9 protein-coding genes are annotated in these 11,309 nt (G+C 71.7%); 7 read left to right on the top strand and 2 right to left on the bottom strand.

All coding sequences use genetic code 11. The annotated features are described in order from the left end of the window. From ACFVW8_RS23950 to ACFVW8_RS23920, 7 genes are all read left to right on the top strand, one after another. Positions 1-1,547 (top strand): amidohydrolase family protein (locus ACFVW8_RS23950; protein WP_389693223.1); only part of this gene is annotated, 1,547 nt, incomplete at its 5' end. A 47-nt stretch (positions 1,548-1,594) separates the two neighbouring features. Then, entirely contained in the window at positions 1,595-2,365 is a 771-nt protein-coding gene (locus tag ACFVW8_RS23945) for a 2,3-dihydro-2,3-dihydroxybenzoate dehydrogenase (protein ID WP_389693227.1), read from the top strand. Between the two features lie 67 nt (positions 2,366-2,432). After that, entirely contained in the window at positions 2,433-3,095 is a 663-nt protein-coding gene (locus ACFVW8_RS23940; protein ID WP_389693221.1) for an isochorismatase family protein, read from the top strand. Further along, positions 3,092-5,062 (top strand): chorismate-binding protein, encoded by a 1,971-nt coding sequence (locus ACFVW8_RS23935; protein WP_389693219.1) that lies wholly within the window; start codon positions 3,092-3,094, stop codon positions 5,060-5,062. The genes ACFVW8_RS23940 and ACFVW8_RS23935 overlap by 4 nt, the downstream gene beginning before the upstream one ends. A 90-nt stretch (positions 5,063-5,152) precedes the next feature. Continuing rightward, positions 5,153-6,175, top strand: coding sequence for a ketoacyl-ACP synthase III family protein (locus ACFVW8_RS23930; protein ID WP_389693217.1), 1,023 nt, complete (start codon positions 5,153-5,155; stop codon positions 6,173-6,175). A gap of 113 nt (positions 6,176-6,288) precedes the next feature. Then, entirely contained in the window at positions 6,289-7,398 is a 1,110-nt protein-coding gene (locus tag ACFVW8_RS23925) for a 3-deoxy-7-phosphoheptulonate synthase (protein WP_389693215.1), read from the top strand. Positions 7,399-7,450: 52 nt separating this feature from the next. After that, positions 7,451-9,799, top strand: a complete 2,349-nt coding sequence (locus ACFVW8_RS23920; RefSeq protein ID WP_389693213.1) for an amino acid adenylation domain-containing protein — start codon at positions 7,451-7,453, stop codon at positions 9,797-9,799. A 68-nt stretch (positions 9,800-9,867) separates the two neighbouring features. Here ACFVW8_RS23920 and ACFVW8_RS23915 read toward each other — a convergent pair whose 3' ends face one another. Both ACFVW8_RS23915 and ACFVW8_RS23910 read right to left on the bottom strand, forming a co-directional pair. Beyond that, positions 9,868-10,599 (bottom strand): alpha/beta fold hydrolase, encoded by a 732-nt coding sequence (locus tag ACFVW8_RS23915; protein ID WP_389693211.1) that lies wholly within the window; start codon positions 10,597-10,599, stop codon positions 9,868-9,870. Between the two features lie 125 nt (positions 10,600-10,724). After that, entirely contained in the window at positions 10,725-11,297 is a 573-nt protein-coding gene (locus ACFVW8_RS23910) for a YdeI family protein (RefSeq protein ID WP_389693209.1), read from the bottom strand. Between the last annotated feature and the right edge of the window lie 12 nt (positions 11,298-11,309).

The raw sequence follows: 11,309 nt of genomic DNA, 5'->3' as shown, positions 1-11,309 counted from the left end.
GAGGTGGCGTGATGAGCGCCCTCCTGATCCGCGGCGGTGTGCTCTACCCCGCGGACCACACCGACCGGGTCGTGCCCGACGGTGCGGTCCTCGTCGAGGACTCGGTGATCGTCGCCGCCGGCCCGGCGGCCGAGGTCGAGGCGGCCGTCGAGCCGAGGCACCGGGCGGACCTGCGGACCATCGACGCCCGGGACCGGATGATCCTTCCCGGCTTCGTCAACGCGCACTGGCACGAGATGTTCGCCATGCGCTTCCCCTTCAAGGGGGCGCTGCGCTCGGCCACGGACCGGGACGACAAGCCGGTGTTCATGGCACTCGGCGGCGACGTCACACAGATCTCCGTGGTCTTCGACGCCTTCCACGACCACATCGACCGGCTGACCCCGGACGAGGCCCTCGCCATCGCCCGCTATTCGATGTGGACCCAGCTGCGCTCCGGCGTCACCACCCTCGGCGACGTCGGCTCCCTCAACAAGCCGCAGGCGCTGGCCCGGGCCGCCCGCGACCTCGGGATGCGCTGCACCGTCTCGACCTGGGCCGCCGACACCGTCTGCCACCCGGCGGACAGCCGCTTCCGGCGCACCCGGGACACCGACCTGGAGCTCCAGCGCATCGAGGAACTGCTCGAAGAGTGCGCGGGAGACCCGGAGGGCCTGGTCAGGGCCTGGCCCACGTCGGTCTACGGCACCAACATGAGCGACGAGCTCGCGGCCGGATTCGCGGATCTGGCGGCCCGGTACGACGTTCCCTTCGCCACCCACGTGGGGGCGCTGCGCAACGAGGCCGATGTGATGCTGGCGTACTACGGAGCCACTCCGGTACGGCGGTTCGCCGAGGCAGGACTGCTCTCGGACCGCTTCATGGCGGTGCACTGCGGTTTCGCCGACCCGGGCGAGCGGGCGCTGCTCATCGGGGCCGGCGCGCATATCAGCCACTCGCCCGCCAAGTACGGCCAGGCCGGCGAGTCCACCGTCTCCGAGACCCGGGTGATCCCGGAGTTCCGGCGGGCCGGACTGGACGTCTCGGTGTCCACCGACGGTGCCGCCGTACCGCTCGGCGGCATGCCGGAGGCGATGCGCGCGGTGTGGCAGCTCTACAACGAGATGTACGCCGACCCCACCGAGGTACTGCCCACCGACGCCCTCGCGATGGCCACCCGGCTGCCCGCCAGGGGCCTGGACCAGGCCGGCCGGATCGGCAGCCTGGAGGCCGGCAAGCAGGCCGACCTGCTGCTGGTCCCCGCCGAGGACTGGCGTTATCTGCTCAATCCGCGCCCGCTGGAGGGCTTCCTCTCGCTCGGCGGCTCCATGGACGTGGAGACCGTGATCGTCGCGGGACAGGTCCTGATCGAGGACGGCCGCTCCACCGGGCTGGACGAGGACGCCCTGGAGGCCGAGTACCTGGAGGCGCTGTCCTCCTTCACGGTGCGCTGCCTGGGGGTGGACGCGGATGCGGTCGGTGCGGCGCTGCGGCGTCGCGGAGAGGTGGTCGACCGGCGCCGCCGGGCCGCCGCAGCACACCACACGGGATGGAGGAACGGACGATGAACGAGCCCACGGGAACAGGCGCCGGAGCGGTCCGCGAGAACGCGCCGATGCACGGCAGGACGGCCCTGGTGACCGGGGCCGCGGGCGGCATAGGGGCCGCGGTGGCCCGGGCGCTCGCCGGGGCCGGCGCCCGGGTCGCGGTGCTGGACACCGGCCTCGCCGCCCTGGAGCCGCTGGTGAAGGAGATCGAGGCGGACGGCGGGACCGTCCTCGCGCTCGGCGCGGATGTGCGCTCCGGCGCGGAGGTGGACGCGGCGGTGGACCGCGCCGAGTCCGAACTCGGGCCGCTCGACTACCTGGTGAACGCGGCCGGTGTACTGCGGACCGGCGAGGTGACGGGATACAGCGACGAGGACTGGGACTTCACCTTCGCGGTCAACGCCACCGGTGTCTTCCACGTCAGCAGGGCCGTCGTGGGCCGGATGGTGCCCCGGCGCTCCGGCGCCGTGGTGACCGTCGCCTCCAACTCGGCGGGTGTGCCGCGCTGGAGCATGGCGGCGTACGCGGCGTCGAAGGCCGCGGCGACCAGCTTCACCCGGACGCTGGGCCTGGAGACGGCTCGGCACGGCATCCGCTGCAACGTCGTCGCTCCCGGTTCCACCGAGACGCCGATGCTCACCTCGATGTACCCGGACGGCGACGCGGCCGGCCCGTCCGTCGAGGGCTCGCCGGCCACCTACCGGCTGGGAATCCCGCTCGGGCGGATCGCCCAGCCCGAGAACATCGCCCACGCGGTCCTCTTCCTGCTCTCCGACCAGGCCTCGCACATCACCCTGCAGGACCTCGTGGTGGACGGCGGTGCGGCGCTCGGCGCGTAGGTGCCCGTCCGTGATCCCCGGCGGGCGCGCAGCCCGCCCAGCCCCTCATCAGACCCCAGGAGCCAAGATGCCGATCCCGCTCATCGACCCGTATCCCATGCCGACCGAGGACGAGCTGCCGCGCAACGTCGCGCCGTGGACGGTCGATCCCGCCCGCGCGGTGCTCCTCGTCCACGATCTGCAGAACTACTTCCTTGCCCCTTTCGGACACGGCGGGGCGGACGACGGCCGGCAGCCGCTGACCGATCTGATGGATCACGCCGAAGCGTTGCGCCGGCAGTTCGCGGCGTCCGGCGCGCCCGTCGTCTACACCGCCCAGCCCGGCGGGATGACCGATGAGCAGCGCGGACTGCTCAAGGACATCTGGGGCGCCGGCATGAGCGCGGACGAGGAGCACCGCGCCATTCCCGAGCGGGTCGCCCCGGCCCCCGGCGACCGGGTGTTCACCAAGTGGCGGCCCAGCGCCTTCTGCCGCACCGGCCTGCTCGGTCTGCTGCGTCGCACCGGCCGCGACCAGCTGGTGATCTGCGGGGTGTACGCCCATGTGGGCATTCTGATGACGGCGCACGAAGCCTTCTCGAACGACATCCAGACCTTCGTGGTCAGCGACGCGGTCGCGGACTTCTCCGCCCGGCGCCACCGCGAGACGCTGGACTACGTCGCCGCACGTTGCTCGGTCACGCTGCCCACCCGGGACGTGCTGGCCGCCATGGACGGGGGGCGGCCATGACGGTCCACCCGCTTCTGGCGAAGCTGCTCGGGGACGACCCGCCACCGTTCGCCCTGCTGCACCGGCCCGGCGCCACCGGGCCCGGCCGGATCGATCTGCTGGTGGGCCGGGTCGAGGAGCGCGACCTGATCGCCGACATCCCGCTCACCGGGGCGACGGCCGGGGACGGAGTGCCGGGACCGGCAGCGGGGCGTCACGAGGTGCTGGCCCTGCTGCCCTACCGGCAGATCCGCGAGCGCGGCTTCGCCTGCCCCGACGACGGTGCGGCGCTGCTCACGCTGGCCGTGGACGAGCAGGCGGTGCTGCCGCTGGCCGACGTGCTGGAGCGACTGCCCGACCTGCCGATCGATATGGACGAGGGCTCCTTCGACGCCGACGACGAAGAGTACGCGGCCCGGGTCCGCCGGGTGCTCGCCGAGGAGATCGGCCGGGGCGCCGGGGCCAACTTCGTCATCAAGCGCTCCTTCACGGCGCAGATCACCGACTGGTCCGCGCAGACCGCGCTCTCGTTCTTCCGCAGGCTGGCCGGCCGCGATCCGGGCAGCTACTGGTCCTTCGTCGTGCATACCGGGGACCGCACCTTCGTGGGCGCATCGCCGGAACGCCATGTGAGCCTGGACGCCGGCCGGATCGTGATGAACCCCATCAGCGGCACCTACCGCTACCCGTCCGGCGGCCCGCAGGTGGACGAGGTCCTCGCCTTCCTCGCCGACCGGAAGGAGGCCAACGAGCTGTACATGGTCCTCGACGAGGAACTCAAGATGACCGGCCGGGTCTGCGACCGCGGCGGCCGGGTGACAGGGCCCGCGCTGAAGGAGATGGGCCGGCTCGCCCACACCGAGTACCTCATCGAGGGGCACAGCTCGCTGGACGTACGGGAGATCCTGCGCGAGACGCTGCTCGCACCGACCGTCACCGGCGGTCCGCTGGAGAGCGCCTGCGAGGTGATCAGCCGTCATGAGCCCGAAGGCCGGGGCCACTACGCGGGCGTCGCGGCCCTGATCGGCCGGGACGGGGCGGGTGCCCGCCGGATGGACTCGGCCATACTCATCCGCACCGCCGAGATCGACGCGGCGGGCCGGGTGCGGATCCCGGTGGGCGCCACCCTGGTGCGCGACTCCGACCCGGCGGCCGAGGCCGCGGAGACCCGGGCGAAGGCCGCCGGTCTGATCGAGGCGCTGCGGGCCCCGGCCGGCGGCCCGACCGGCCCGGACGCCGGCCGGCCGGAGCCGCTCTCCGCGAACCCGGCCGTGGCCGCCGCGCTGGCCGCGCGCAACCGGCCGCTCTCCGGCTTCTGGTTCAAGGAGCCCGGTGAGCGGGACCGGCCGCTGCCGGTGCTGGCGGGCCGCAGGATCCTCGTGATCGACGCCGAGGACACCTTCACCGCCATGGCGCGCCATCTGCTCCGGGCGCAGGGGCTGGACGTCGACGTGCGGCGGCACGACGAGGATTTCTGCCCGGACGGTTACGACCTGGTCATCCTGGGGCCCGGACCGGGCGACCCGGGAGGGACGGCAGACCCCAAGATCGCCCGGCTCCGCGGGCTCACCTCGCACCTCCTGGCGCGGGGCATCCCGTTCCTGTCCGTCTGTCTGAGCCATCAGGTGCTCTGCATGATGCTCGGGCTGGCGCTGCGGAGGCATCCGGTGCCCACCCAGGGAGTGCAGCGCACCATCGAATGCTTCGGCCGCAGCGAACCGGTGGGGTTCTACAACACCTTCGCCGCCCGCAGCGCGCACGACCTCATCGACTGCCCCGGCCGCGACGGTCCGGTCAGGGTCTTCCGCGAGCAGGACGGCGAAGTGCACGCCCTGCGCGGGCCGGGCTTCGCGTCGGTGCAGTTCCACCCCGCCTCGGTGCTGACAACGCGGGGACCCGAGCTGCTCGGCGAGCTGCTCGCCGACCTGCTCGGAGAGGTAACGGGCCCTTATGGGGCATCGGTTGTACCGGTTGCGATACCTGCATAACGTCTTTGTTGGTAACACCGATCCGGCCCGGGCCGGCCGGATGCCGATCCCCCCGCACTGCCGCAGCCCACCCAGGAAAGGAACCGTCCGATGCGCTTCGACAACATCTGGCTCGCCGGAACCGGAGGCACGCTCGGCACTCTCGAACCGGTGGCCGGGGCCGTCGCCGACGGCGAGTACTCGTCCGACGCCGCCGAGAGCACCGGGATGACCAGCTACTCCCGATCCGGGGACGCGCCGCCCGAGATGGCGGTCATCGCCGGCCGGCAGGCCGTCAAGGAGGCGCAGGAGAAGGGTGCGCGGGTCGACGGCGAGACCCTCCTGCTGCACAGCCACGGCCACTTCCAGGGCATCGACCTGTGGCCCGCGGCCTGCTGGATCGGCGGTCAGCTCCTCGGCCCTGAGCTCGACTCCATGCCGGCCACGGTCAACGCCTGGTCGAACGGCTCCCTGGCCGCGCTGGACGTCGCCGCCTCCGCGCTGATGGCCCGCCCCGGCGTTCCGTCCGCCCTGATCACCCTGTCCGACCGCTTCGCGCCGCCCACGGACCGCTTCTACACCTCACCCGGCATGATCTTCGGCGACGGTGCCGCGGCCGGCGTGGTGACCCGGGACACCGGACGCCTGCGGCTGCGCTCGCTGGTGAGCCGTACCGACACCGTCCTGGAGGGACTCTCCCGGGGCGCCGAGCCCTTCCGCACGGCTCCCGAGGGACAGCCCGACATGCGCCGCAGGACCCGCGAATTCCTCGCCACCGGTGAGGTCTCGCTGCGGGACGTGCGCGACCGGACCGCCGACTGCACCCGTTCCGTGGTCGGCCGCGCTCTGGACGAGGCGGGAGTGGACGAGGACGGCATCGACTGGTTCCTGACCCCGTTCGTGGGCCGGACGCTGTACCGGGAGAGCTTCGTACGTCCCCTGGGGATCACCCCGCGCAACACCGTGCTGGAGCTCGGCCTGACCATCGGCCACCTCGGTCCCTGCGACCAGATGTACGGCCTCGACCACCTGCTCCGCAACGACCTGCTGAATCCGGGCGACCGGATTCTCGTCCTCGGCACCGGAATGGGCTTCACCTTCTCCGCCGCGGTGTTCACCGCCGACGGCGTCTGACGGGCTGCCCGCAGGTCCCGCCGCTCCGGCAGCCCCTCGGGTCGCGCCCGGCCCCGGCCGCGCACTCCCGCGTACCCCTCCCGCACCTTCGTCCAAGGAAACGGATCACGTCCATGAGCCCTGTCCGCACCGCGTACGTCGCACCGGACACCCTGTCCGGCGCCACACGCCGCCCCAACCAGCTGCCCACCCCGGACGGACTGCGTACCCAGATTCCGCTGTCCGCCCTCGCCAGGAAGACCACGGCGAGAGCCCGCCGTGACATCGCCCGGGTGCTCGCCGGCAAGGACGACCGGATGGTCGTCATCGCGGGCCCCTGCTCCGTGCACGACCCCGATGCCGCCCTCGGCTACGCCGAGCGGCTGTCCGCGCTGGCGGCCGAGACCCAGGACCAGCTGCTCGTGGTCATGCGGGTCTACGTGGAGAAGCCCCGTACCCGGGTCGGCTGGAAGGGTCTGCTCAGCGACCCCCGGCTGGACGGCTCCCACGATCTGCCCAGCGGTCTCGGCCTCGCCCGCGGACTGATGGCCCAGATCGCCGGCACCGGGCTGCCGGTGGCCTGTGAGTTCCTCGACCCGCTGGTGCCGCACTACCTGGCCGACGCGGTCGCCTGGGGTGCCATCGGGGCACGCACCGTACAGAGCCAGATCCACCGTCAGTTCACCAGCGGCCTAGCGATGCCGGTCGGGTTCAAGAACACCACCGGCGGCGGTGTCGGGGACGCAGTGGACGCCGTCATATCCGCCTCGCACGCCCATGTGTACCCCGGCATCGACGGGGAGGGGCGGGCGGCCGTGGTGGCCACCGAGGGCAATCCGGACACTCACGTGGTGCTCCGCGGGGGCTCGGACGGACCCAACTACGGTCCCGGGCCCGTCGCCGCGGCGCTGGCGGAGCTGGCTGCCGCCGGGCTGCCGCAGCAGCTGATCGTCGATGCCAGCCACGGCAACAGCAACAAGGACCACGAGCGGCAGCCGGTCGTCGTCTCCGACATCGCCGGGCGGATCGCCGCAGGTGAGCGGGGGATCGCCGGCGTCATGATCGAGAGCTTCCTCGCCCCGGGCCGCCAGAACCTCGAACTCGGGCGCACCGACGGCCTTGTGTACGGACAGAGCGTCACCGACGCCTGCGTGGACTGGCCCACCACCGTGGCCATGCTCGACGAGCTCGCCGCCGCGGTCGACGCCCGACGCCTGGCCGGGCCCCCGGTCCGACCGGCCTGATCGACAACCCACTCATCAGCACCTGTGAAGATCTCAGAGAGGAACCAATGCCGTGGCTGTCACCACGAGTTCGTCCCTTCCCCTGGCACGCGTCCTGGACGGCGCACGCTCCGGTGCGCTGCGCCGTCGTGACATCGCCGTCCCCGCCGCCGTCGCCGAAGACCCGGCCCTGTACGCGACGGCCGCGCTTGCCGCCCTCGTGCACCGCTACACGGGCGAGACAGATTTGCTGATCAGTCGTCAGGAGCAGCCCGGAGTCGCCGAATCACTGGCGATACGGGTGGAGGCCCGGACCACCGCCGGGGAGCTCCTGCGAACGGTGGCCGGCGCCGTCGCGGTGGCCGGGAGCGGTACCGGGCGTCCCGCGCACGCCGGGGTCGACAGCACCGGGCGGGCGTCCCGGGCGCTTGCCGCACTGACCCTCTCGGTCAGCGGCGAATCCTTCGAACTGGCCCTGGACGGCGATGAGTTCGACGACACCGCAGCCGATCAGTACGCGAGCCACCTGGAGCGTGTCCTCATCGCGCTGGCCGCCGGCCCCGGGACCGCGGTCGGGGACATCGCCCTGCTCACGCCTGAGGAGACGCACCGCACCCTGGTGGAGTGGAACGACACCGAGGGCCCGGTCGGCCCGGCCTTCATCCATGAGCTGGTCGCCGAGACCGCCCGGCGCACCCCCGACGCGGTGGCCGTGATCCTCCCCGGCACCCGGCTGACCTACCGGGAGCTCGACGGGCGCGCCAACCAGCTGGCCCACCGGCTCGCGGCGCGCGGGGTGCGCCCCGGGAGCCGGATCGGGGTCTGCTTCCCGCGCAGCGCGGAGAGCCTGATCGCCCAGCTGGCCTGCTTCAAGCTGGCCTGTGCCGCGATCCTGCTCGACAGCGACTTCCCGGCGGACCGCATCCGCTACATGATCGAGGACGCCTCGGCCGCGGTGGTGCTGACCCTGGCCGCCCATGAGGCGAAGATCAGCGGACTCTCGCCGGTGATCGCGCTGGACACCGAAGACTGGCAGAGCGAGCCGGACACGGAGGTCAGTGAGCCGGTCGGCGCGGACGACCTGATCCACATCTGCTACACCTCCGGATCCACGGGCGCCCCCAAGGCGGTCATGGTCCGTTTCGGCGCCGCCCGCAACCTGATCCACAGCATGGCCGAACTGTGCGGCACGACCAGCGAGTCCCAGGGCACCTGGCTGGCCGCACCGGGCTACGGAATGATCGAGGTCGAGTGCTTCCCGGTGCTCGCCCGCGGCGGCACCGTGCACATCCCCGACGTCTCGGTGGTCTCCTCCGAGCACCGTCTCCAGGAGTGGTTCCTGCGCGAGGGCATCACCTCCGCCCTGCTGATGAAGCCGATGGCCGAGCGGCTGTGGCGGCTCGAATGGCCCGAGGACACCCCGCTGGAGAACATCCGGGTCTGCGGCGAGCGCATCCAGTCCTGGCCCCCGGCCGGCCTGCCGTTCCGGCTGATCAACCTGTACGGCTCCGCGGAGGCCACCGTCGTCGCCAGCTGCGACATCACCGAGCTCGGCCGACAGCTGGGCGAGCAGGGCAGGGCCCGCCGGCTGCCCCCCATCGGCCGCCCCACCACCAACGTCACCATCTACGTCCTGGACGAGGACCTGCGTCCGCTGCCGCCGGGGCTCGTCGGCGAGCTGTGCATCGCAGGCGTCAGCCTCTCGGCCGGCTACCTGGGCCGCCCGGAGGCCACCGCGGAGAAGTGGATCACCAACCCGATCGATCCGGAACGGCACCCCGTCATGTACCGCACCGGCGACCTGGCCAGGTACTGGCCGGACGGCAGCATCGAGATCGTCGGCCGCACCGACAACCAGATCAAGGTGCGCGGGAACCGGGTCCACCTCGGCGAGATCGAGGTCGTGCTCACCACGCTGCCGGGCGTGAACCAGGCCGCGGTGCTGGCCCGTCAGGACGGTCAGGGCGACGTCCAGCTGACCGCCTACATCGAGCCGGGTACCGACGCCACCGTCTCGGTCCGGGCCGTCCGCCGTGGTCTGGCCCAGCGGCTGCCCTCCTTCATGGTGCCGGCCGCCTATGTCATCGGCGGGCTGCCGACCAGCGTCAACGGCAAGATCGACCGGACGGCGCTGCCCGAGCCGCCGACCTCGCGTCCGGAGATGGACACCGCGTACCAGGCCCCCGCCGGGGAGTTCGAGACGCCGCTGCACGACCTGTGGGTCAAGGTCCTGGAGCTCGACGGCATCGGCGTTCACGACAACTTCTTCGAGCTGGGAGGGGATTCGCTGCGAGCGGCCCGGCTGACCGAACTGGTCCGCGAGCGCTTCGTCGTCGACATCGAGATCGTCGACCTCTTCGACGAGCCAACGGTGGCGAGGATGGCCGCACTGGTCGCGGGGAAGGTCCCGGCCACCGCCTGAGCACCGTCCCGAGACGCGCTTCGCCCCGCCGGACCGTCCGGCGGGGCGAAGCGCTGCGGCCAGGGGGATCACGCGACGGCCGGGAGGGGCCGCGCCAGCCAGTCGTCGAGGACGGCCATGAACGCCGCGTGCCGGCCGTACCAGGTGATGTGGCCGGCGCCCTCGATGGAGCGGACCGGGATGCCACGGTCCTGGAGCGACGCGACAGCCTCCGGTGGCACGAACCGGCTGGGCTCGGGTCGGATCACCAGGGTGGGGACATGCGCGGGCGGCGCGAATTCGAGACCTGCGACGGAGACGAACAGGCTCACCGACGTCGCGACGTCGAACTGCTCGGCGGCCAGTGCCTCGACAGCACGGTCCTGCTGCTGCCAGCCGGGTTCCTGCCGGTCGAGGGCGTCGAGGGTGCGGCGCGCCTTGGCCTTGTCGTACACCGCGGTGAGCATCTGCGGGTCGGCGTCACCGCGGCTCGGGCCGAACGGGGTGTCCACGTACGCCACCCGTTCCGGGGCGAGCTGCTCCACGGCGGCGGCCAGCACGAACGCTCCCATCGAGTGCCCGACGGCCAGTGCCGGTGCGGACGGCACGGACTTGAGGAACGAGCTGACGAAGGTGTCCATGTCGGCTTCGGGATCCGCGGGGGAGAGGCCGTGACCCGGCAGGTCCACGGCTATCACCCGGTATCCGCGGGCAGCCAGTGCGGGACCGATCTCCCACCAGCACTCCGAACTGCTCAGCATTCCATGGACGAGCACGGCGACCCGGTCGCCGGTGCCCCATTGGCGCGTGTGAAGTGTCATGCCCGGAAGAGTAATGGCCCCGATTGCCGCCGGAACAAGCGATATCGCGGCGGAATATTATGGAAACGAGAAGCCGCCGCCCGGTGCGCGAGGCAGGGCGGCGGCTTGTCGGACCGGTGCAGGATTCAGGACGTGGCGTTCTCCAGCTGGTGCAGGATCTTCTTCAGCTGGGTGGACCGGTTCTCCTCGCCGGCCGCTTTGAGCAGCGGCAGCATCAGTCCGTACCTGCTCGTGCGGTCCAGTTCCCCGAAGCGTTCCGCGGCGCGCGGGTGCTCGTCCAGAGCAGCTGTCAGATCCGCCGGCACCTCGGCGTTGGCCTGTGACTCGTAGGCCGCGTCCCACCGGCCATCGGCCTGCGCGAGCCGGATCTCGGCCAGTCCGGGCTCCCGCATCCGGCCGGCCGCGACCAAGGCCTCGACCTTGCGGATGTTGACCATCGACCACACGCTCCGCGGCCGCCGGGGGGTGAGCTTCTGCAGGAAGAACTCACTGTCGAAGGATTTGCGCTGACCCGGGATCCAGCCGTAGCAGAGGGCCACGTCAAGTGCTTGGGTGGAATTCACCGACGGAATGCCGGACCCCTTCTTGGCGATCTTCAGCCATACTCCGGACGGTAGTGGGTGATGTTTTTCGATCCAGGCCTCCAGGGCTTCCTCGCTGGGAAAGTGGATTACCTCGGCGTCGTCGGTTGAAGCCATCCGTTTCCTTCT

It is taken from the genome of Streptomyces sp. NPDC058221 (assembly GCF_042882365.1).
Classification (GTDB): Bacteria; Actinomycetota; Actinomycetes; order Streptomycetales; family Streptomycetaceae; genus Streptomyces.
The sequence above is the reverse complement of the archived record's forward strand: the minus strand, read 5'-3'. Positions and strand labels throughout refer to the sequence as shown.